Raw genomic sequence first — 26,453 nt, 5'->3', positions numbered from 1 at the left:
CTATCTCATTGCGATTACAGATCATCTATGTCTTCAAACAAATCATCTAATAGATCGTCAAGCTGTTCTTGGCTTAATTCCTTTTCTGTAAAATCAGTAGGTGTAAATTCTACGGTATCCTTTTCCAAGCAATGCTTACTAATTAGAAGTAAATGGTGCTTGAAGCGCTCCATCAAAATTTCAACAATCGCTCGATCAACGGCTGCAGGAGCAAATCGGCAATTTATATGCAACTGGTTATTCGAGACCGCTCCATTAAACTCCAGCAGGTGCGTGTCATAATATTGTGGGCTGATCGGCTGACCAGTAGGAATCCCAGCAGATTCACTTTCCTCCTCTTGTTGATCAAATACCCCCAGATAGTTAAAGCTGATCTCTGGGCGAAGCGAGAAGGTTATCTCCTGTTTGTTCGCATCGCTTGTCAGATGCTTGAGTATGCCGTAGCCCATGCCTTTATTAGGAACTCGGCGCAAGGTTTCTTTTACCGATTTAATGATGAGAGGCAATTCGTCATTTTCTAAATCAATCACGACTGGGAACAGGGAGGTAAACCATCCAACAGTGCGGTTGACATCTACCTCTTCACCTATTTCCTCACGACCATGACCCTCTAAGTGGATAGCCACTCGATTCTCTTTTGTCCATTCCTTACTTGCTAATCCTAATGCAGCAAGCAATAGATCATTAATCTCCGTTCGATAAGCTCGATGTACACGAGTAAGAAGATTTTGGGTTTCTTCTTCTGTTAGACTCATCGTGGCATATTCGCTGTCCTTCACATAATATCTACCGTCATTGTTTCCTTTTTTAGGAAGATGGGCGATCGATATTTCTTCCATCTGCTTCCAATATGGAATCTCATGTAAAAGAGCATGACTATTTGCATATTCATTCAAGCGCTCACTCCATGTTTTAAAGGAGGTCGTTTTTTCAGGAAGTACAATTGCTTGACCTTGAATGACTTGCTGATAAGCATTATGAAAATCCTCAAGCAATATACGCCAAGAGACGCCGTCAATCACTAGGTGATGGATCACGATCAGTAAATAATCCCCAGCCTTGGTGGTAAATAAGCCAAGTCGTACCAGAGGTCCCTTTTCTAAATCAAAGCTCGCTTGCAATTGAGTAGCGATTTGCTCAATTTTCGTTGCCTGCGTATCAGTTGGTTCTTGGGTAAAATCGAACACCTGCAATGTGAACGCCTTGTCCTCAAGTCCCCTGTTGATCTGAGTCACCTTGCCCTCGGTATGCGGATACACCATTCGCAGGGCATCGTGATGCTCCGTTATTTTTTCAAATACCTGCTCGATCGCATCTTGGTTCCAGCCATTCGAGCTGTACAGTAACGAATCCTGATTAAAATGCTGCGGCTGTTCCTGATTTTCTTCAAAGAATGCTTTTTGAATTGGCGTGAGCATAACTTCGCCTTCAACAGTTCCTTGTTCAAGTAATGCCTGACTGGTTTGCATCCATGGTGCAAGCTCTGCAATCGTTGGGTGCTTAAACAGATGGCTGATTTCCAGCTTGCGGTGGTGACGACGCAATCTTGCTGTGATTTGAATTGCCTTGATGGAGTCACCGCCCAGCTCAAAGAAGTTATCGTAAATACCGATCCGCTCGACACGTAACACCTCTTGCCAAAGCTCAACAAGGATTTTTTGGCTTTCGGTAGTAGCCTCTACGTACTCCACTCCCGTTTGTATTTGTCCATCAGGCTCTGGTAAAGCTTTTTTATTCACCTTCCCGCTTGGTGTCAAAGGAAACTCCTCAAGCTCGATAAAATAAGCAGGAATCATATAATCGGGTAGTGTTTTTCCTAGATGTTTGCGCAGTTCTGCTACCGTCCATTCATCTGCTGCTACCAGATAAGCACACAGATAAGCTTGACCTTGTTCATCTTCACGCGCCAGCACAACCGCCTCTATTACCTGCTCATGCTCAAGAAGCCGCGTCTCAATTTCACCCAATTCAATTCGGTGTCCACGAATTTTCACCTGATCATCAATACGTCCTAAAAACTCAATATTTCCATCCGGAAGCCAACGTACTAAGTCCCCCGTCTTATACATTCTTTCGCCTTGGGCAAATGGATTATCCACAAATTTCTCTCTAGTTAGTTCAGGGCGGTTCCAATATCCAGGAGCAATCCCTACTCCACCGATGCATAACTCACCCGGTACCCCAATTGGCTGAAGTTGATAATTTGGATTAATAATGTAGGCTTTTTTATTCAACACAGGCTTACCAATATGTGGCTTATCCTCTGGCGTACATAAGCCAATCGTTGCATCTACTGTTGTTTCAGTCGGACCATATGCATTTAAGAAGATTCGCTCAGTTCCCCATAGTCTGACTAAATCTACAGGTAATGCTTCCCCACCTGTACTGATATATTTCAATGCTGGTAAATCCTCATACGGCAATGCACGCAATGCAGAAGGCGAGATAAACGGAATAGAAGTTATTTCATTTACTCGTAACCATTCAACAAACTCAACGCCAGCCATGAGCAGATTGCGATCCATCAGATAGAGAGTGGCTCCATTTGTAAGGGTATGGAAAACCTCTCCTACGGAAGCGTCAAAGCTAAAGGAGGCAAACTGTAGAACGCGACTATTCGCAAAGATTCCATAGGTTTGGGCCATTAAGCATAGGTTACATACTGCTTGATGATCAATCATTACCCCTTTTGGTTGACCTGTAGAACCTGAGGTATAGATCATATACGCCAAATCTTGAGCTGTATTGACTATCCCCACATTCGTATCAGCCGCTTGGTACCACTGCATCTGCTCAATTAATATCCGATCACCTGTGAATTCTGAGGGGACCTCATGCTTTTGCTGGAACAATAATAGTGATGCATGGCTGTCTTCAAGAATATACAGCTTTCGATCTAGAGGGTAATCAGGATCAATTGGAACATAAGCTCCTCCTGCTTTGAGAATTCCCATCATTCCAATAACGGTTTCTATGGAACGATCCGCCATGATTGCAACAAATTGATTTCTCTGTATCCCTTTATCGATCAAGCAACGTGCCAATCTATTTGCACGTTCATTAAGCTCACGATACGTGATGGATTGATCCTGATAGACAACAGCTATCTGTTCTGGTGTACGCTCCACTTGTTGCTCGAATAGGCTATGAATGGTTTGGTTATCAGGATAATTGGCCCTAGTATCATTAAATTGCGTTAAAATCTGTTCAATTTCTGGCAGAGTAGCAATTTTGATTTCAGCCAAACCAATGGCTGGATGCTCAATAATTTGTTGTAAAACATAGGTGAAATGTTGAGCCATTCTGCTAATGGTTTCTTTTGTATACAGGCTTGTACTGTATTCAATAGCTACCTTGAGTGTTTCTTCCTCAAGCATTGTCCAATCCATGTCAAACTTGGCATTTTTCCATTCAAAATCAAATGGCTTGAAGGTCAAGCCTGCCAAATCAATATCAGTCATCTCCATGTTTTGCAAAGTAAACATCGTATCGAAGAGTGGATGGCGACTCATATCTCGTTGTAAATCGAGCTTCTCTACCAATTTCTCAAATGGATACTCTGCATTAGCATAAGCTTGTAAAACCTGTTCCTTAACTTGTGCCAGATAGGAAATAAACGTCTGCTCTCCTACAGGCTGTCCACGTAAAGCTAGCGTGTTGACGAACATACCGACGATGCTCTCTACATCCGCATGAGGGCGTCCGGCAATTGGTGAACCGACAATAATATCATCTTGACCGGTATACTTAGCCAGCAACACCTGATAAGCCGCCAATAAAGTCATATATAAAGTAGAACCCTGACTCACTGATAATTTTTTCAACTGGCTGAGAATGTCAGCATCAATCTCAAAGGTCCATACATCTCCTTCGAACTGCTGGACTGCAGGACGCGGGAAATCTGTCGGCATTTCCAAGACAGAAGCTTCTCCAGCAAATTGATGTAACCAATAGCTTTCCTGATCTTGTAAGCGAGTCACTTGAGCATCAGCTTGTTGCCACACAGCGTAGTCCTTGTACTGTATCGGAAGAGGAGGCAGGTCCTTTCCTTGATAGAGCTGCGTTATATCCTGGAACAATACATTGGTAGAAACTCCGTCTGAGATGATATGGTGCATATCTAGCATGAAAAGGAATCTCTCAGGGCTAATCCGCACGATGCCTGCACGGAACAATGGAGCTTGGCTGAGATCAAACGGACGTATAAATCCTGCTGTGATGCTTGCAAGGTCTCCTTCCGTTCCATCCATGATCTCTAAATCCCAGGCCACCTCTTCTTGCACCTGCTGCATCAGCTCTTCGTCAACCATATGAAAGGAGGTTCGTAGCGACTCGTGTCTTTCGACCAATTTCTCAAGTGCTAGATGAAGCTTCTCAATTTCTAAAGCTCCCTCGACTTCAAGGAAAAGCGGCATATTGTAGCTGGTTGTTTGGACATTTCCTAAATGCTGCACCACGTACATCCGTCTCTGCGCGGAGGATACCGGATAGAATTCCTGCCTTGGAGCAGGCTCAATCTCTGAGTGGCCTGATCGATCAAGAAGGTCGATCGTTGCTGCCAATTCCTTGACAGTAGGATGTGCAAATACCTCTTTCAAAGGCACCTCGATGCCCAGTTCTTTATTCATTCGTAAAACGAGCATCATCGCTTTTAGCGAATGACCACCCAGCTCAAAGAACATGTCCTGTGTACCAACTCTCTCGACACCCAAAATCTCTTGGAATAACGCTGCTACTTTTGCTTCTGTCTCCGTTTCTGGGGCCACATATACACTGGTCATTTGTCCTTCTGGCTCTGGTAAAGCGCGTTTGTTCACCTTTCCATTAGAAGTGAACGGTATCTGCTCTAGTTCAACAAAATAAGTAGGCACCATGTATTCTGGCAAAGCCTCGCTTAGATGCTTACGTAGTTCCGCAACCGTCCATACCCCATTTGCAACGATGTAAGCACATAGGTACGAATGCCCTTGCTCATCTTGCTTTGCTAGTAAAACCGCTGCGCTTATAGAAGGATGCTCCAATAATCTTGTCTCTATTTCTCCCAGCTCAATTCGGTAACCGCGTACCTTAACCTGCTCATCCATCCGTCCTAAATACTCCAAGCTTCCATCCGGCAACCAACGTGCTAAATCACCGGTACGATACATTCTATCTCCTGACACGAAAGGATTTTCCACAAAGCGCTCTGCTGTTAGCTCTGGACGATTTAAATAGCCCCGTGCAATTCCTGCTCCGCCAACGCACAATTCCCCTGGTACTCCAATCGGCTGAAGCTGATTATTCTCATTTAAGACATAGACACTCGTATTGTTTAACGGACGTCCAATCGGTACGATTCCCGTTTCCTTGATGCTAGAATCCACGGTGTATGTGGTAGCGAAAACGGTTGTTTCTGTAGGGCCGTATCCATTTACTAAACGGCCTTCTCCGAGATAATCCAGAGCCTTTTCTACATGCTTGTATGAGGCCTTTTCCCCGCCAAATACAACCTTGCGCATGGATTTCATACTAGTCACGTCAAGCTCCACTAACGTATGGAACAGGGACGTGGTCATAAACGAAACCGTAATATCCTGCTCGCGGACGATCTTCGCCAGCTCCATTGGATTTAACATGACCTCTTTTGGCACCAGTACAAGAGTGGCTCCATTTAATAGCGCGCTGTAGATATCGAAGGTAGAGCCATCAAAAGCATAGTTAGATAGCTGTAATAGACGGTCTGTTGGCGCGATCTCGATATAGCCATTGTTGATGATGGTGGTCAAAATGTTTTGGTGCGTTGTCAGGTTGCCCTTTGGTTTACCAGTAGAACCTGAGGTATACATGACATACGCCAAATCCTGTGTTTTATTGATCAGCTCCAAATTCGATGAATCTTCATGCATCCAGCACTCTTCCGCTAGGAGTAATACCTCCCCCTGATAGCTAGCAGGGATCATTTCTGTTTTTTGCACGAATAACAACTTAGTCCGGCTGTCCTCTAGCATGTGCTCAATCCGATCGATTGGATAGGAAGGATCAATTGGCATGTAAGCTCCGCCTGCTTTTAGGATGGCGAAAATCCCTATCATCATCTCAATGGAACGATCGGTGATTAATCCAACCGCTTGATCCGGCTGCACACCTTTCTTTCTGAGTACCCGAGCTAATTGATTTACTTTTGCATGGAACTCACTGTATGTGAGCTGCTTGTCTTTAAACACAAGTGCCGGCCGATCTGAAAAACGCTGTACTTGTTGTTCGAATAGATGGCAGATGGATAAATCCTGTAAATCATCAGTAGCAGTATCGTTAAATACCGTCAGTATTTGCTGTTTTTCTTCGTCTGTTGTGAGTTCTAAATCTCTGAGTAAGCAATCCGGATGCTTAGCCACTTGTTCTACTAAATAAGTGAAATGCTTTTCTAGCCTTTGAATGGTTTCATGTTTAAACAGGTTGGTACTGTACTCAACCGAAATCAATAGATTATTTTGTTCGGCTATCATCCAGGTCATATCAAATTTTGCATTTTTCCAGTTTAAATCACGCGAATGAAGCTTTAGACCAGAAATATTTATATCGGACATATCCATGTTTTGTAAGACAAACATCGTATCAAACAATGGATGACGACTCATATCTCTTTGCAAATGCAGCTTCTCTACCAACTCTTCAAATGGATAATCAGCGTTGGCATAGGCTTGTAGTACGTTTTCTTTCACTTCTGATAAGTAAGAGATGAAAGATTGCTCTTCTTTTGGTTGACCACGTAGGGCTAGTGTATTAACAAACATCCCCACAATGCTCTCTGTGTCTGCATGAGGTCTTCCTGCAATCGGAGTTCCGACAATGATGTCATCTTGACGGGTATACTTGGCTAACAGGATTTGATAAATCGCCAATAGAGTCATATACAACGTAGTGCCTTGCTTAGCTGACAATTGCTTTATGCTGTCCAATACTTTGGCATCAATTTCAAATGACCAGGAATTTCCGTCGAACTGCTGTATAGCTGGTCGTGGATAATCTGTTACCATTTCCAAAATTGGTAGGTCACCAGAGAATTGGTTTAACCAATACCTTTCCTGCTCCTGAAAACGGACAACCTGAGCCATGCCTTGTTGCCACACTGCAAAATCCTTGTATTGAATCTTGAGAGGACTCAGCTCTATCCCTTGATACAACTGCGTTATATCCTGGAACAATACATTCATCGATACCCCATCTGAGATGATATGATGCATATCCAGCATCAATAAATGTCGCTTCGGATTGATTTGAATGAGTCTCGCTCGGAATAATGGCGCCTTAGCAAGATCGAAAGGACGCATAAAGGAATCGGTCAGCTGTTGAACTTCTTCCTCTACGGCATGAATCATTTCCATCTCCCATGCGACTTCTGCATGTACCTTTTGCATCAGTTCATCTTCAACCATATGGAAGGAGGTTCGCAATGACTCATGACGCTCAATTAGTTGTTTCAAAGCTAGAGATAGCTTTTCTACCTCAAGAGCACCCTCCATTTCTAAATAGAACGGCATATTGTAGCCTGTTGTTTCTACATCCCTCATTTGTTGAACCACATACATTCGTCGCTGCGCATTAGATACTGGGTAGTATTCTTGCTCCATGGCCGGTTGGATTTCGCTGTAATCCGACTGTTCAGCCTGTCTGATATAGGCTGCTAATTCTTTAACGGTTTGTCTGGCGAATACTTCTTTTAACGGAACCTCTATTTCTAATTCCTTGTGTATTCTTGAAACCAGCATCATTGCTTTTAGGGAATGACCACCCAATTCAAAGAATGTATCCTGCGTTCCCACTCGGTCTACAGCTAAGATCTCTTGGAAAAACTGAACTAGCTTCTCCTCTGTCTCATTTACTGCCGCCACATACTCATTGGTAATCACTCGATCTGGTTCAGGCAATGCACGCTTGTCTACCTTGCCATTGGAAGTAAGAGGTAGCTTTTCAAGCTCAACGAAATAGGATGGTACCATGTACTCTGGCAGAGCCTCCAGTAGGTGTTGACGTACCTGAGCCACCCCCCATTGATCCGTGCTTACAACATAAGCGCACAGATAGGAATGACCTTGTTCATCACGTTTTGCGACAAGTACTGCTTCACTGATAGCAGGGTACTCCAGGAGACTTTTTTCAATTTCGCCCAGTTCAATTCGATGTCCGCGAATCTTCACTTGTTCATCCATTCGTCCGATGTACTCAATGTTGCCATCTGGTAAGAATCTAGCCATGTCTCCCGTCCGATACATTCTATCTCCGACAAGAAACGGGTTATCCACAAAGCGCTCTGCTGTCAGCTCTGGACGGTTTAAATATCCACGTGCAATTCCTGCTCCGCCAACGCACAATTCCCCTGGCACTCCAATCGGCTGTGGTTGATTATTCTCATTCAAAATATAGACACTCGTATTGTTTAACGGACGGCCAATCGGTACAATTCCCGTTTCCTTGATACTAGAATCCACCGTGTATGTGGTAGCAAAAACGGTTGTTTCTGTAGGGCCGTATCCATTTACTAAACGGCCTTCTCCGAGATAATCCAGAGCCTTTTCTACATGCTTGTATGAAGCCTTTTCCCCACCAAATACAACCTTGCGTATGGATTTCATACTAGTCACGTCAAGCTCCACTAGCGTATGGAACAGGGACGTGGTCATAAACGAAACCGTAATATCCTGCTCGCGGACGATCCTCGCCAGATCCATTGGATTTAGCATGATCTCTTTTGGCACCAGTACAAGAGTGGCTCCATTTAATAGCGCGCTGTAGATATCGAAGGTAGAGCCATCAAAGGCGTAGTTCGATAGCTGTAATAGACGGTCTGCTGGTACAATCTCGATAAATCCATTGTTGATGATGGTTCTCAAAATGTTTTGGTGAGTCGTCAGATTGCCCTTTGGCTTACCAGTAGACCCTGAGGTATACATGACATACGCCAAATCCTGGGCATCATTAATCAACTCTAAGTTGGACGCTTCCTCCTGCATCCAGCACTCTTCTGCTAGAAGCAATACTTTGCCCTGATACCCCTCTGGAATCATAGCAGCTTCCTGCACAATCAAAAGCTGTGCCTGACTATCCTCTAGCATGTAGGTAATCCGTTCTAATGGATAAGAAGGATCAATTGGCAAATAGGCTCCGCCAGCTTTTAAGATTGCCAAAATTCCTATCATCATTTCAATGGAACGATCAGTGATTAATCCCACCACTTGATCCGGCTGTACTCCATGCTTTCTTAATACGCGAGCAAATTGATTTGCTTTTGCATTCAACTGTCCGTAAGTAATTTCCTTATCTTTAAATAACAACGCTATCTGATCAGGGTTTTCCTCTACCTTCTGCTCAAACTGCTGGTGGATCGTTTTATCACTCGGATAATCAGCTTCTGTATTATTAAACTCCTCCAAAAGCTGGTACACTTCTTCATCCGTTGCCAATTCCATATCTGAAAGGCTCAAGTCAGGATTTTCCGCCACTTGATTTAGCAAATGGGCAAAATGCTTCGCCATCCGCTCGATTGTTTCTTTCTTAAATAAGCGGGTACTATATTCAACTGAAAAATGTAAGGATTCTTTCTCTACAGCCGCCCATGTAAGATCAAATTTTGAATGCTTCCATTCCATGTCCTTCGTTACGATTGAAAGACCTTGTATCGCAACCTCGGTAATATCCATGTTTTGCATGACAAAGATTGTGTCAAATAAAGGCTGGCGACTTAGATCGCGACTTGGATTTACCTTATCAACCAGCTCTTCAAATGGATACTCTGCATTGGATTGAGCTTGAAGAACCAGTTGTTTAATCGTAGAGAGAAACTCGCGGAATGTCTGAGTTCCCTCTGATTTGGTGCGGATAGCCAGCGTGTTAACAAACATCCCGACAATCGATTGCAAATCAGCATTTGTTCGGCCTGCTATCGGGGAACCTATCACAATATCGTTTTGCGACGAATACTTGGAAAGCAAGACATGATAAGCCGCCAGCAATATCATGTAAGCCGTACAGCCCTCTTTAACAATGAGCTGTTGTAATTCCTGCCATACTTGCTGATTTAATGCAAAGTCCAATACGTCACCATCAAACTGCTGCATCGCTGGACGTGGAAAATCAGTAGGAAGCTCTAGTACAGGCACACTCTCTGAAAATTGTTTCAGCCAGTATTCCTCTTGTTCTTGCAGACGAGCAAGCTGAGCCTCTCCTTGTTGCCAGACGGCGAAATCCTTGTATTGAATTCGCAGGGCAGGCAGCTCTCGTCCACGATATAATTGCGTAAAATCTTGAAAGAGTATGTTAGTAGATACACCATCTGAGATAATGTGATGCGTATCTAGCAGTAGCAAATGACGCTCAGAATTAACACGAATTAATCCTGCTCTAAACAATGGAGCTTGACCGAGATCAAAAGGACGAATGAAGGATTTTGTCAAAGCATAAACTTCTTCCTCGGACGCTTCCATCTCCTCCATTTCCCATGTCACATCATCATGCACCTTTTGTAGCAAGGTCTCGTCAATCATATGGAATGACGTTCTCATTGATTCATGACGCTCTATCAATTTCTTCAGAGTTTGTCTCACATTTTCCCTATCAAGAGTCCCTTCTATTTCTAGCAAAATCGGCATATTGTAGCTGGTTGTATTCGTATCTCTAATTTGCTGCACTACAAACATTCGTCTTTGGGCAAAGGAGACTGGATAATACTCTTGTTTGGCAGTTGGCTCAATCATGCTGTAGGCAGAGCGATCCATCTTATGAATATACGCCGCTAATTCTTTGATGGTAGGACGTGTAAATATCTCCTTTAACGGGACTTCAATCCCCATTTCTTTATGAATCTGTAGAACGAGCATCATTGCCTTAAGGGAGTGACCACCAAGCTCGAAAAATGTATCCTGCGTGCCAACTCGCTCAACACCCAAAATCTCTTGGAAAAATTGAACCAGCTTCTCCTCTGTTTCGTTCTCTGGAGCAACGTAAGCACTGCCCATTTTTCTGTCTGGTTCAGGCAACGCTCGCTTATCTACCTTCCCGTTTGCCGTAAGCGGTAGTTTCTCAATCTCGATAAAGTAGGAAGGCACCATGTATTCTGGCAAGGATTCCATCAAGTGTTGACGCAGCTCTGTAACAGTCCAAAATGCCTGACCTACTACATACGCACACAGGTAGGAATGACCTTGCTCATCTCGTTTTGCCAGAAGCACTGTCTCGCTGATAGCTGGGTGCTGTAAAAGAACCTTTTCGATTTCGCCCAGCTCAATCCGGTGACCACGAATCTTTACCTGTTCATCCATCCGCCCGATGTATTCGATGTTGCCGTCTGGTAAAAAGCGGGCTAAATCTCCGGTACAATACATTCGTTCACCCAAGACAAACGGATTATCCACGAAATGTTTCTTTGTCAGCTCTGGACGGTTAAGATAACCACATGCTACCCCCTCACCGCCGATGCATAGCTCACCGACTACTCCTATTGGCTGAGGCTGTCCATCTGTATTTACAATGTAGGCTTTCGTGTTATTAATCGGTCTTCCAATAGGAACAGATGCCCTCGTCAGCATGGAGTGATCTACAGAGTAATAGGTAGCATACACGGTAGTTTCCGTTGGTCCATACACATTGATAACCCGGTGCTCGCCTAAATAATCAAGGGCTTTCAGGACATGCTTAACCGAAGCAAGCTCTCCTCCGAACAACACCTTTCGTACCGATTGGAAGCATGTTATATCCAAATCCACCAGTGTATTAAACAGAGCAGTCGTCATGAAGGAAACCGTCACTTGCTCCTTCTTAATAAGACGTGCCAGCTCATTCATATTGAGTACAGCCTCTTTTGTTACTAAAAGTAATGTAGCTCCATGCAATAATGCCCCATAGATTTCAAAGGTAGAGCCGTCAAAGGCATAATTGGAGAGCTGCGACAAGCAATCTCCTGGCGTAATCTCAACATAACCGTTATGAATGACGGTCTTCATAATATTTTGATGTGTTGTCAAAATGCCCTTAGGCTCTCCTGTAGAACCAGAGGTATACATCACATATGCTAAAGCCTGTGCTTGAGTAATATGAGCCGGATTAGATGTTTCCTCATGCATCCAGCTCTCTTGGGTTAAGAACAATACCTCTCCCTGATAATCGGCTGGTATCATTTCTTGTTTTTGCACCAATAATAGCTTCGTTTGATTATCCTGTAGCATATATTGAATACGTTCAGCCGGATAAGAAGGATCAATAGGCATATAAGCTCCGCCTGCTTTAAAAATCGCCAAAATGCCTATGATCATTTCTGGGGAGCGTTCGGTGATGATGCCGATTACATCATTAGGCTGTACACCTTGCTTTCTTAACACGTATGCCAACTGATTTGCTTTCGCATTTACCTCACCGTAAGTCAGCTTCTCTTCTTTAAACACAAGTGCGATCTGATTCGGATTTTTATCTACTTGTTCTTCAAATAGCTGATGGATGGTCTTCTCTCTTGGATAATCTGCATAGGTATTGTTAAAACCATAGAGAATCTGATCTTTTTTATCTTTTGTTAAAATATCGATTTCCTTTACAGGGATGCTAGGATTAGCAGCCACTATGTCAGCCACAGTAACAAAATGATCAATTACATTTGCTATGTATTCCGATGTATAAAGCTTGGAATTATATAAAATTTTAATGGAAGATTCATCACCAATCTGCGCCTGCACACTTAGATCATAATTGGTTTGCTCGTGATGATCTGTGGCGAATGCGAGCGAGAATCCAAGCTCTTTTTTATCTGCTAGCTGATTAAAGCTGTCCATATCGATATAAAAATTTTCAAACGCAATAATATGATTGATAAAATCGCCAGCTTCTGGATGAATATCTGCCAACGCAAGATAATCATATGATTCTGAAGCCAAGGCCATTTCCTGTACTTTGGCTACTAGCGTGTCAAATCGCTCCTGTTGATCAGCTTTGATTCGCACAGGAATTGTATTGATAAATAGCCCAACCATTTTTTCAACATCAGGAATCTCTGCCGGTCTCCCCGAGACAACTGATCCAAATACTACGTCATCCGTATTATTATATTTTTGTAATAATATCCCCCAAATCGTTTGGAAGACGGTATTGACTGTAACCTGGTAGGCTTTGGCTATGGCAATCAATCGGTCGGCAGTTTCTTGATTTAATTTCACGATGCATTGTCCGTGAGTATATTCTTCGTGATTCGCCCGTACTAATTGCTGTGGAACACCTGTTACTTTGTCGTATCCCTCTAATAGCTGTTGATAAAAATCCTTTGCTTCCTGATGATCCTGTTTTTCTAGCCATTGAATATGCTTACTGTAAGGTGTCACATGCTCGTATGGAACAGGGGTATGATTCACGATTCCTTTATACATACGTAAGAAATCAGTAAGGATAATGCCAAGGCACCAACCATCCATAATGATATGGTGATTACTCATTATTAACTGATACTGCTCCTGATCAAGCTTAAATAATGACATTCGGATGAGGAGGTCCCGGGAGAGGTCAAACCCCTTCTCCCGATCCCTCATTTTAAACTGCTTAATGTAATTCACTTTTTCTTCTGGCTCCAGATGAGAAATATCTTCAAAATAAATAGTGGAGCTTCTTTCCTTTAATACCATTTGTACAGGTTCTTTTACTTTTTTGTAACGAAAAACAGTTCGTAAAATATCATGCTTTTTGATTAATTGGGTAAGGGCTTCTTCCAAATATTCAAACTCTACCTTGCCTTCCAAAGTAAAGATCAGTTGATCAAAATAGGCATGATTTTCTTTATCTTTTAAGGAATGAAATAAGATCCCTTTTTGCATAGGAGATAAGCGATACAAATTTTGCACATTACTTCTGCTAAACATATCTAAATCACTCCATATTTTTGCCTAGTTATTTGTATACCTCTTCTTCCAGGTCATCAAAAATATCATCTAGTTCTTCCATGGTGAGATCATTGATATCAAAGTCGCTTGGTGTATGCTCTACTCCTTCTTTCGTCCGGCAATGCTTGATAATCTCAAGCAAGTAGGATTTGAAGTTTTGAACAAGGGTTGCGATTGTCTCTGGATAGTACGCACGAGAGTTATAACTAAAGTGCATTTGCAGTCTGTCAGCTTCTATACTTCCATTGATATCTAGGGACAGCTCACTGGTATTTGCCGGGCTAATCAGATCACCCATTAAAGAGGAGTTCCCCTCTTCCTTATCTGTAAATTGGCCTAGGTAGTTAAAACTGATTTCTGGCTTAAGCTTGAACGTCTCTTTTGCCAAATATTTAAGAATCCCATAGCCAAACCCTTTGTTAGGTACACGACGCAACGTTTCCTTTACTTGTTTAATGGCAAACGAAATGTCTGTTTTCGTCAGATGAATAGCAACCGGATACTCTGATGTAAACCACCCAACTGTACGGGAGATATCTACGTTATCTAGAATTTCTTCACGTCCATGCCCCTCCATACTAACTAGCAACTGCTCTTTATTCGTCCATTCCTTCAAAGCTAAAGCCAGTGCCGTGAGCAGCAGATCATTTATTTCCGTCTGGTACGCCTTATGAGCCTCTGTAACTAGCTGTTGGGTTTCCTCAGTTGATAAAGACATCGATACAGTTAAAAATTCCTCATAGGTTGTCTTATTTGAGGTTACGGCTTCTATATCTTTGTGTAAGGTATAGTCCGTGATAGCTTCATCTAAATGGCGCCAATAGGAAAGCTCATGTTCTAGCTCCTTGCTTTGGGCGTACTCTTGGAGCTTTTGAGACCATGCTTGGAACGAGGTCGTTTTTAATGGCAGAGAGTCGTTTCCGTTATATAAATGATAGAAGTCTTCTAGTAGGATACGCCAAGACACCCCATCTACCACTAAGTGATGAATGGCAATTAACAAATAAGCTCCTTCATTAGCACGGAACAATCCGATCTGCACTAAAGGTCCTTCTACGATATCCATACTTGCCTGCATCCGATTCGCCGCTGCTTTCCAGTTCGACTGATCTTCTCCATCTTGTCTTGCATCAATGATTTCGAAATGATAGTTCGAGCCTTCCAATCCCCGGTTACGCTGTACAACCTCTTGCTCGTCGAGGCTATATACGATTCGCAGTGCATCATGGTGCTGGGTTAGCATCTCAAAAGCTTTGTCTACTTTCTGCTCATCCCAGCCCTCCGCATTAAAGAGGAGAACCGATTGATTGTAATGGTTGACCTGCGGGAATGATTGGGTAAAGAACCAATGCTGGATCGGTGTAAGCGGAATATTTCCTTCTACTACTCCTTGATCGATCTCCTGAACGATCTGTTGTACAAGTAGACTTAGCTCAGCAATCGTTGGGTTCTTAAACAATTCCCGCATTTTAACCTTGAGATTATGCTTATTAAGTCGAGCTGAAATTTGGATGGCTTTAATTGAATCTCCACCTAATTCAAAGAAATTGTCATGAATTCCTATATTTTCAACACCAAGCACGTCAGTCCAAATCTGAGATAAAATGGATTGGATAGGGTTAGTAGGGGCTACATAATCCTGCCCTCTCTGCATTTGCTTTTCTGGTTTTGGTAATGCTTTTTTATTAACTTTTCCATTAGGTGTTAGCGGTAGCTCGTGCAGCTCCACAAAATACGAAGGTATCATATATTCCGGTAAAGAAGCCTTCAAATACTTACGTAGGTCAGCCGCATTCCATGATCCTTCTGCAATCAAATAGCTGCATAAATATGTAGCCTCTGACTCATCAGAACGTGGAATGACAATGGCTTCTTTAATGGCTGGATGCTCTAGTAGCCTTGTTTCAATCTCTCCTAGTTCAATACGGTGTCCTCTAATTTTTACTTGATCGTCTAATCTTCCGAAGTACTCAATTGTTCCATCAGGTAGCCATCTGACTAAGTCTCCGGAGCGGTACATTCTTTCACCCGGGGCAAACGGATTGGAAACGAATTTTTCTTGGGTTAGATCAGGTCTGTTTAGATAGCCAAGTGCAACCCCTTCCCCGCCAATGCAAAGCTCGCCAGGAACACCAATCGGCTGTAATTGATTATTGCTATTTACTACATACACCTTTTTATTCGTAACGGGTCTTCCGATATGCGGTTTCCCTTCTGGTGTACATACACCGACAGTGGCATCTACAGTTGTTTCCGTCGGGCCATATGCATTTAGGAAGACACGATTTTCTCCCCACGCTTTAACAAGGTCAGCCGGCAATGTCTCCCCACCCGTACTTATATATGCGAGATCAGGTAAATCCTCATAAGGAAGCATCCGCAGAGCCGACGGTGAAATAAATGGAATCGAGCTAATCCGATTTTTCTTTAGCCATGCCACGAATTCATTACCGGATAAAAGCAAATCCTTTTCTACCAAATACAGGCATGCTCCGTTTAATAATGTATAAAAAATCTCGCCCACAGATGAATCAAAACTAAAGGATGCAAACTGTAGAATACGACTCGAAGGATAGATACCAAAGGTTTCAGCTGTAAGCTGCATATTGATCACGCATCGATGATTAATCAATACTCCTTTTGGTTTTCCGGTTGATCCAGATGTATAAATGATATAAGCCAAGTCGGATGAGTTATTCGCCTTAGGAATATTTTCTATATCCATCTCTAGCAACTCTGGAGTATCAATAGCGATGACTTTACCTTCAAAGGAAGCTGGTGCAGTTTGGTCACTTTGCTTTAAGAGAATCTTCGCTTTGCTGTCAGATAACATGTAATCGATACGGTCCTCAGGATAATCAGGATCAATAGGTAGGTAGGCTCCACCCGCCTTCAAAATACCTAGCATACTAATGATCATCTCAAACGATCGATCCACCATTAAACCGATAAAATCATTTGCGGAAATCCCATTGCCACGTAATAAATGCGCAACTTGGTTAGCACGTTGATTTAATTCCTGATAGGTCATTTGCTTGTCTTTAAAGACTAAGGCAATGCTGTGCGGGGCTTTTTCTGCCCATTCTTCAAATTGCTCCTGAATCGTTTTTTCGCTGTCAAAGGATTTATCCGATTGATTAAACTCAATCAAAATTTGTTGTTTTTCTGCCTCGGTCAGCAGTTCAATCTCAGAAATAGACAGGTCTGGCTGATCAAGGATTTGCTCCAAAATATGCTCAAAATGCTTAGCCATGCGCTCAATGGTCGCCCGATCGAACAAGCTCGTGCTATATTCAACCAAAACCTCCAATGATTCACCTTCCACCACTGTCCAATCCAAGTCAAATTTTGCCTTCCTCCAATCAAATAAGCGTGGGCAGAAACGTAAATCATCGAACTGTACAGCAGATGGTAATTTCTCTACGGAGAACATTACATCGAATAAAGGATTACGGCTTACATCGCGCTGAACTAGCGTTTTTTCAACCAGCTCCTCAAATGGATAATCTGGATTTTGATAAGCACCTAGCACTGTTTCTTTGACCTCTGAGAGATACGTTAAGAAGGAATGCTCTACTTTTGGAGCTGTTCTGATAGCCAGCGTGTTTACAAACATCCCAAATACTCTGTCTAAATCTGCGTGTGGACGTCCAGCAATCGGTGTACCTACAATGAGGTCCTCTTGACTTGTATATTTGGTCAATAGAATGCTATAGACCGTCAGCAGTACGGTGTATAACGTCGTTTTTTCCTTAATCGCTAATTTTCTCAGCTTCTCTGTTAGACCAGCAGATAACCCGTGTGTGAATAATGCTCCAGCAAACTGTTTATCAACCGGGCGCTGGTAATCCGTAGGCAATTCCAGAACAGGAATTTCCCCTTGGAATTGACCTAACCAATAATCCTCTTGCTGTTGCAAACGCTTCTGTTGTTCTTCCGAATGCTGCCAAACGGCATAATCCTTATATTGTATTTTGAGAGATGGCAGTTCCTCGCCCTGATACAGCTTGGTAAGCTCATCAAAAAATATCTGGTATGAAAATCCATCCGAAATAATATGATGCATATCTAATAACAATACATGCCGACTAGCATTGACACGAATCAGCTTAGCTCTAAAGAGAGGAGCTTGACTCAAATCAAATTTGCGGAGGAATTGGAACATTTTTTCATCAATTTCTTGCTCTGAAGCGACAACTGACTCTAGATCAATATCTAAATCCCACAATACATCTGCATGTATCTTTTGCATCAATACTTCATTGATCATGTGAAATGATGTCCGCAACGACTCGTGCCTTGCGACAAGACTCTTTACTGTTTGTTGTAGCTTTTCTACTTGAAGAGGCCCTGTGATTTCCATCATAAACGGCATGTGATAACTGCTAGTGGCTTCCCCATCCTCCCATTGCTGGGCGATATACATCCGTTTTTGGGCGGCAGTAACTGGATAGTATGGTTTCTCTTCTGCTGCTTCAATTTCAATATAGTTTGCTTCTTCTGACCCAGTCAGATAGGCAGCCAATTCCTTCACGGTCGGACGACTGAATACTTCCTTCAACGGTATCTTTATTCCAAAATCCTTATGAATTCGTGAAACCAAAAGCATTGCTTTTAAGGAATGACCGCCTAATTCATAAAAGCTATCTTGGGTACCAACACGCTCTACATCCATCACTTCCTGGAATAGCTGAACCAATTTTTCTTCCATCTCATTCTCCGGGATGGTATATGCGTGTAAAGCCTGAGATTCCGGTTCAGGCAATGCTCGCTTGTCTACCTTTCCATTTGAAGTAAGCGGTAGGCTATCCAGCTCGATAAAATAAGAAGGAACCATATATTCTGGCAAGGTTTCCATCAGATAATTCCGTAATTCCGTTACAGGGCAGAAGTTGTCTGTAACAAGATACGCACCTAAAAAAGAATGGCCATTTGCATCCTGTTTAGCCACCAGCACTGTTTCTCGAATCGAAGGATGCTCAAGCAGCTTTGCCTCAATCTCCCCTAGCTCGATACGATGTCCACGAATCTTGACTTGTTCATCAATCCGCCCCATGTATTCCATGACACCTTCAGGCAGCCAACGAACCAGGTCACCTGTACGGTACATTCTCTCACCTGGTTTAAGTGGATTATCAATAAATTTGTCTGCCGTTAAGTCGGGACGATTCAGATATCCAGGCGAAATGCATTCTCCTGCTACACATAACTCCCCTGGTACTCCAAGTGGTTGTAATTGATCATCTAATCCAAAAATATATACCGAAGTGTTGCTCAAAGGACGTCCGATCGGGACACTTCCCAGCTTTTTAATCGTGTTATCGACTGTATAGGTAGTAGCGAACACCGTTGTTTCTGTCGGACCATATCCATTTACTAGGCGCCCTTCACCCAAATAATCCAATGCTTTTTCTACATGCTTACATGAAGCCTTTTCCCCGCCAAATAAAACCTTACGTGTATGTTGGAAGCTGGTTACATCAAGATCAACCAACGTATTGAATAGAGAGGTTGTCATTAAAGCTACCGTGATATTGCTATCTTTGATGATTGCTAACAGATCGGTCGTATTCATGAGTGTTTGCTTGGGAACTAGCACGAGGGTAGCTCCGTTTAGCAAAGCACTGTATATATCAAAGGTAGAACCATCAAAAGCATAATTAGACATTTGCAATATTCGATCTGTTGAAAAAATATCAAGATAGCCATTGTTGATTATGGTAGTCATAATGTTTCGATGAGTGATCAGGATACCTTTTGGCTTTCCTGTAGTCCCAGATGTATACATGATATTGGCAACATCCTGTGGCTGATTGACTAATTCTAGGTTCTCTGTATTCTCATCTGCCCAAAGTTCCTCTGTGAGGATAAGTACTTCTCCCTGATAATTGGCTGGAATCATTTCCGTTTTTTGTACAAGTAAAAGATAGGATCGACTATCTTCGAGCATATATTGGATACGCTCCGCAGGATACGTAGGGTCAATAGGCATATAGGCTCCGCCGGCTTTTAATATCCCAAGAATGCCTATTATCATCTCTAGTGAACGCTCTGCCATTAGACCAACTACCTGAGTTGGCAGCGTATTATGCTTCTGTAAAACACGTGCCAATTGATTGGCTTTAGCGTTCAATTCCCTATAGGTAAGCTGCTTATCCTCATATTCCAGCGCTACCTGTTCTTCATTTTTGGCTACTTGCTCCTCAAACCGTTTATGCAATGTTTGCTTGTCTGGATAATCAACTGACGTTTGATTCCATTCCTCTAGCAGCAAGTGGCTTTCCTTTTCATCAAGATTGGCTTGTTTATCTATTTTTTCATCTATGTGAAGAGCAATCTTTTCTAAAATTCGTTGATAATAGTTAATTAGTTTTATCGTATCTTCTTCTGGCAGTGCAGATACAACCCGAACAAAATAGTCATCCATTGTGGTCGAAACAGAAAAGTCAAACATGGTGTTTGTTTTTTCATATCCATCTAACCAAAACTTTACTTTATGATCCTTTATCCCTTTAAATACATGGAAGTCGACAAAGTTAAAAAGACAGTCAAAAACTGGATTACGTTCGCTTCCCGTATCGCCAATTACTTCAATAATCTTAGCAAAGGAAAGTCTTCCATATGTTTTAATCTCAACAAGCTTTTGCTGTGTCTGCTCTAATAGCTCTCTGTAGCTCATATCTTTCTGTATAATGGCGCGGAATGGAACTGAGTTAAGAAAACATCCCAACACCTTTTCAGCATCTTCTATAATTGGTCGGTTGTTCTCAATCAATCCCACAGTCAGGTCTCTCTCATATGAAATCATATGCATCATAGAAAGAAAGGCTGTTAGGCATACGGTCTTTAATGGAATGTGATGAGCTTGTGCAATTTCTCTGCATTTATTTATAATGTCAGGGTCTAGCTTCTCAACAACGGTAACGTGAACACCGCCATTTTCATCCACTTTTACTGGGAGCTGTAGCCGTTTGTAATCTTTTAATTCTTCTTTCCAATATTCACGCAGCTCATTTTGCTCAGATAATAGCATCTGATCAATCACATAATCCTTATAGGTCGTGTTCAAATGCTCCAAAGTGCAAGTTTTGTGCTTTAATTTGAAATAAACATCAATTAATTCCGTAATAAAAGATGCAACACTCCATCCATCCAAAATAGCATGATGAAAGATCCAGACTAAAGCAACTTGGCTTGCATTCAGTTTAAAAACGCTCATTCTCCATAGAGGAGCAGTTGTTACATCAAAAGGGGATTGACGATCCTGTGCCAAATACTGATGGATATACTCTTTTTGTTTTTCTCCCAGATGCGTAATGTCTGTCTCATCAATTCGAACAGAAACCTCCTGGTGCACTACTTGAACTGGAGTGGAAAATTCCTCAATATGAAAGCTGGTTTTTAAGATGTCGTGCTTATCAACCATCATTCTCATCGCTTGCTCTAGTACATGAACATCAAATGAATCATCATCTACTTGATAAACAAATTGATCATGGTATACAGCTTCGTGTACATGTTTTAACGAATGGTAGACCATCCCTAGCTGTATATCGCTCATTGGAAATAGGTCTTTAGCGTTGCTTAGCTTATCCGACATGACTATTTCTCACTTCCCAAAATTTTCTCTTTTAAACGGTCCAATTCCTGAAGTTTCAACAGTTTTTGATTGCTAGACTGCTTGCCTTGTTCACCGATTTGCTGTCCCATTTCTCTAATGGTTCCATGCTTATACAAATCTCCAATTTGGAAACTAATCTGAAACTCTTTATTTATAGCATGCAATAGCTTAATCGCTTTGATGGAATCACCACCTAGAGCAAAATAATTATCGTCTATGCTGATCGGTTGCATTCCAATATTTTCTTCCCATATGTGGACTAATTGCTTTTCTGTAGGTGTTTGTGGAGCTACATAAGCTTCTGTAGGGCTTTCTTGAAGTGATGGTTCTATTTTACGAAGTGATTCTTTATCAATTTTTCCATTTGGCGTAACAGGCATTTGCGACACAAAAATGAAATGAGCCGGAATCATATAAGAGGGTAATGTTGTAGTAAGTTGATTACGAAGATCTCCTGCTGCCAAATCTTCCGTAGATGTTAAATAGGCATGTAATTGTGGTTGTGCATCTTTATCATTTGTAACTAAAACTACTGCTTCTTTAATCCCTTTTTGCTTCAATAGCTCGGCTTCTATTTCTCCGAGTTCAATGCGATAGCCTCTGATTTTTACCTGATGGTCAATCCTTCCTAAGTATTCTAGCTCTCCTTCAGGTAGCCATCTAGCTAGGTCTCCTGTGCGATACATTCTTTCTTCAGAGACAAACGGGTTATCCATAAACCGTTCTTCCGTCAATTCAGGTTTGTTTAAATAACCGCGGGCTACTCCCTTGCCGCTCACATACAGTTCACCTTTCACTCCAATTGGAGCTAGGTTTCTCTTGGAATCTAAAACATAGGTTCTAAGCGTTGGGATAGGCTTTCCGATATTGCTAACTGTGCTGTCCATATCATGTAATTGAAACTCCTTATAAGTCACATGAACAGTTGTTTCTGTAATACCGTACATATTAATCAAGGCTGTATTTGGATATTTTTGTTTCCATGCCTTCAACTGTGATGGCGTCAACGCTTCTCCACCAAAAATGATTTTACGAATCGATAGATTGCTGTCTGAGTGCTGCATCTCTTCAGACGAGAGCTGATAAAAAGCTGTAGGGGTTTGATTTAAAATCGTAACCTTTTGCTCCTGAAGTAAATCTCGGAAGGCCTGAGGATCTCTAGCTATCTCAAAAGAGACGAGAACGATTTTTCCTCCATACAGTAAAGCCCCATACATCTCCCAAACAGAGAAGTCAAAACAGAACGAATGGAAAACGGTCCAGACATCATCACTAGTAAAATCAAATAAGTTTCTGTCATTAAATAGCAAGCGAATGACATTTCGATGTTCAATCATAACCCCTTTTGGTTTACCAGTAGAACCTGATGTATAGATAATATAGGCCAAATCTTCAGGCTTATTTACATGCTCTAGATCAGATGTCTCTTCGTTTAAAAGGGAGCTATCGTGCAAGAGGATCAGCTCTGCATTACAGCCTTCCGGAACCATCTCTCTATGTTCAGCTAAGACAATTTTGGTCTGGCTATCATGGATCATATAAAGAATACGTTCTGTAGGGTATGTAGGATCAATAGGCATATAAGCAGCTCCAGCCTTTAATACGCCGAGAATGGAAATAAGCATGTCCATGTTACGATCTGCTAGAATTCCAACGATCTCATCTGGAGCAACTCCATGCTTCCGTAAGCTATGTGCTACTTGATTGGCTCGTTCATTCATTTCTTTATACGTCATACTTTGTTCATTAAAAATTACCGCAGTTTGATTCGGTCTTTCTTGGACTTGCTTTTCAAACAGCCCATGAATGGTCATCTCCTGAGGAAAATTAGCGTCCGTATCATTGAATTGATTCAATAACTTATGCTTTTCTGTTTCACCCAAAAAATTTAATGTAGATAAATCCATCAGGACCACCTCTTTGTCTTTTAAAATAAAAAAACGAAAAATTTTGAATCATATGTATCTGATCTTCCTTCTAACAGGTAACGATTTGCTCACATCATCGCTAACATTTATGCTAGTAAATATGCGACAAATAATTGCATTATAATACATAAAATTACAGGTTTATTTTTCAATACTACCAATAATGGACATTTTCTTCAATATTTTTCTATCACATTTTATTATTATGTTTTTATTATGTAAAAATAATGATTTTGTTTTCTGTTAATTAGTAACAATGTTATTTACCAATCAAATTATTGTTATTTTTTCGATTCGTTACTGTTTTTTATTAGACTAAAAAAAGAAGGCGTTATCAAATCGTAAAAATAGCCGTAAAAGCTCGTATCTATAGTCTTCTTGTATAGTGAACAGCGTTCTCGACTCTATGTTTTCCAAGATATAAAAACATTTACATTTTATGGAATATAACAATCTCATTTTTGCTTTCATTTATGGATAAAGTAAATAGATGCACTTCTTTCAAAATCTCTTAACATAAAAATAATAAATTCTGAAATTTTCTTCAGATTTTGTTAATTCCTTTTTCCATATAGAAAAGAGAAGCTAAAATAGACGCCCTTTCTCTTAGCTAATAAAGAGAGCGGGCGCCTTATTTTCGAGCCTATCTTTTCTATATAAAACGACTACTGATCTAGCTTAAAATTCTTTAATGCCTCCATCAAGGCTGGATTACCTAAGCTTTCTTGATCTCGTTGCTGATTTTTCATATACTGTGCTACATCTCGTTTCGAAACATTTGTCTGTTTCTCCTTGCTACGTCTATCGTTAAACGTCGACAGTTTTTCACGATGTCCGCATTTGCATACGAATATCTTTCCTTCTCCTTCCCCACGCATCTCCATCTTCTTTCGACATTGTGGGCATCTGGCATTTGTAACCTTGGACACGGCCTTACGGTGACCGCACTCACGATCCTGACAAACTAACATTTTTCCTTTTTTCCCATTTACCTCAAGCATCAGCTTTCCACAATCCGGGCATTTGGAGCGAGTCAGATTGTCATGACGAAATTTTTGCTCACTAAATTTGATCTGTTGAACGATTTGCTCTGCATACTTCTTCATTTCCTGTATGAAGCTGTTTTTAGCCAGGCTTCCTTTCGAGATCGCTCCAAGCTTCACTTCCCATTCAGCAGTAAGAGCCGGTGAGCGAAGTCCTTCTGGTACAAGCTCAAGTAATTGCTTTCCTTTAGAAGTAATATGAATATGCTTGCCGCGCTTTTCAATGAGGAAGCTATTAAATAATTTTTCAATAATATCGGCGCGAGTAGCAACAGTTCCTAATCCACCTGTCTCACCTAATGTTTTGGCTAGCTGCTTATCAACCTGTCCCATATAACGGACAGGATTCTCCATAGCTGAAAGGAGTGTAGCCTCCGTAAATGGCTCTGGAGGTTTTGTTTCCCCTTTTGTAAAAGAAACGGTTTGTACAGATAGTTGCTCACCTTGTACAAGCGTTGGTAAAAGCTGTTCTTTTAATCCATCTCCTTGATCCTCTTCATCAAAGTGATTATCATAAATTTCCTTCCAGCCCTGATGCGTTATCGTCTTCCCTTTTGCTAGAAATTCCTCGTTGCCAATTCGGGCACGAATACTAATTTGTTCATATTCAAAAGGCGGATATAGCACAGCCAGAAAGCGTTTAACCACCAGGTCATAAATTTTACGTTCCCTATCGCTAAGCTTATTTAACAGCACAGATTGCTCAGTTGGAATAATCGCATGGTGATCAGATACCTTGCTATTATCCACTACATGTTTACCAGCTCGAATCGGTTGCTTTAACAGCTTAGCTGCAAACGGAGTGTATGGCTTAACAGAAATCGCTCTCAATCGATCAGGTAATGTTTCGACAATATCTGATGTCAAATAGCGAGAATCTGTCCGCGGGTATGTGAGTACCTTATGTGTTTCGTATAGCCCTTGCATAATGGAGAGGGTTTCCTTTGCCGAAAAACCAAAACGCTTATTCGCATCACGTTGTAGCTCAGTTAGATCATATAAAGCTGGGGCGAAGCTTTTCTTGTCAGCCTTCTTGATGTCAATAATTTCAGCTTGCTTGTTTTTACTGCTTTCGACAATTTTCTCAGCCTTCTCCTTGGTAAACGTCTTCATATCTTTGGTTTGCTGATCCTGCCACGTAAGCTTTAATCCATTACCTGTAATCGCTTGAACACCATAATAGGGGCGAGGAACGAACCTTTGAATCTCCTCCTCACGTTTGGCAATCATTGCCACTGTAGGAGTTTGTACACGTCCGCAGGAGAGCTGGGCATTATGCTTCGTTGTAAGAGCACGAGTGGCATTGATCCCGACAAACCAGTCAGCTTCAGCGCGAGCTACAGCAGAAGCATAGAGATTCTCGTATTCCTTGCCATCTCGCAGCTTTCTGAAGCCATCACTGATTGCTTTATCAGTCACAGAGGAAATCCATAGTCGTTTAATAGGCTTTTTCACATGTGCCTTTTCTAAAATCCATCGCGCCACCAGCTCACCTTCACGACCAGCATCAGTAGCAATAATCACTTCTGAAATATCCTGACGCGCTAATAATTTTTTTACAATCTGATATTGCTTGGAGCTCTGTCTGATGACAGTTAATTGCAGGCGAGACGGCAACAGCGGTAAATCCTCCAGCTTCCAAGCTTTATATGTCTCTCCATAGGCTTCAGGATCAGCCAACGTAACCAGATGGCCAAATGCCCAGGTTACTACATATTTGTCGCCTTCAAGGTACCCATTTCCCTGTTTGGTACATTTCAAGACTCTGGCAATATCTTTACCCACTGAGGGTTTCTCTGCTAAAACAATCTTTTTACCCATGTTGTCATCCTCTCAAAACCGGATTCTATCGGTTGAACATGACGATCTTATTATGTCAACCACTCTCCTTCTTATGATACCGCTGTATGGCTATGAGTACAAATAGAAACAAAAAAACAAAATGCCAATTTCCCGATCCGAAGCTGGGAGG

At 41.8% G+C, this 26,453-nt stretch carries 4 protein-coding genes; all 4 read right to left on the bottom strand.

The annotated features are described in order from the left end of the window. Positions 1–14: 14 nt before the first annotated feature. A complete protein-coding gene (locus BRLA_RS04660) occupies positions 15–13,868 on the bottom strand; it encodes a non-ribosomal peptide synthetase (protein ID WP_003335203.1) in 13,854 nt (4,617 codons plus the stop codon). 28 nt (positions 13,869–13,896) lie between these two features. Then, on the bottom strand, positions 13,897–21,489 hold the full coding sequence (locus BRLA_RS04655; protein WP_003335205.1) for a non-ribosomal peptide synthetase: 7,593 nt from the start codon (positions 21,487–21,489) through the stop codon (positions 13,897–13,899). Positions 21,490–21,491: 2 nt separating this feature from the next. After that, a complete protein-coding gene (locus tag BRLA_RS04650) occupies positions 21,492–23,417 on the bottom strand; it encodes a non-ribosomal peptide synthetase (protein ID WP_003335206.1) in 1,926 nt (641 codons plus the stop codon). A 686-nt stretch (positions 23,418–24,103) separates the two neighbouring features. Continuing rightward, positions 24,104–26,302 carry a DNA topoisomerase III gene (locus tag BRLA_RS04645; RefSeq protein ID WP_003335207.1) on the bottom strand — a complete coding sequence of 733 codons (2,199 nt, stop codon included), beginning with the start codon at positions 26,300–26,302 and terminating at the stop codon, positions 24,104–24,106. Positions 26,303–26,453 lie beyond the last annotated feature (151 nt).

It is taken from the genome of Brevibacillus laterosporus LMG 15441 (assembly GCF_000219535.2).
Lineage (GTDB): Bacteria > Bacillota > Bacilli > Brevibacillales > Brevibacillaceae > Brevibacillus_B > Brevibacillus_B halotolerans.
This window is presented reverse-complemented; position numbering and strand designations above follow the sequence as displayed.

Excerpts from the sequence above, each read along its gene's own strand:
- BRLA_RS04660 (WP_003335203.1), bottom strand. The coding sequence starts at position 13,868 with ATGTTTAGCAGAAGTAATGTGCAAAATTTGTATCGCTTATCTCCTATG.
- BRLA_RS04655 (WP_003335205.1), bottom strand. The coding sequence starts at position 21,489 with ATGTCGGATAAGCTAAGCAACGCTAAAGACCTATTTCCAATGAGCGAT.
- BRLA_RS04650 (WP_003335206.1), bottom strand. The coding sequence starts at position 23,417 with ATGGATTTATCTACATTAAATTTTTTGGGTGAAACAGAAAAGCATAAG.
- BRLA_RS04645 (WP_003335207.1), bottom strand. The coding sequence starts at position 26,302 with ATGGGTAAAAAGATTGTTTTAGCAGAGAAACCCTCAGTGGGTAAAGAT.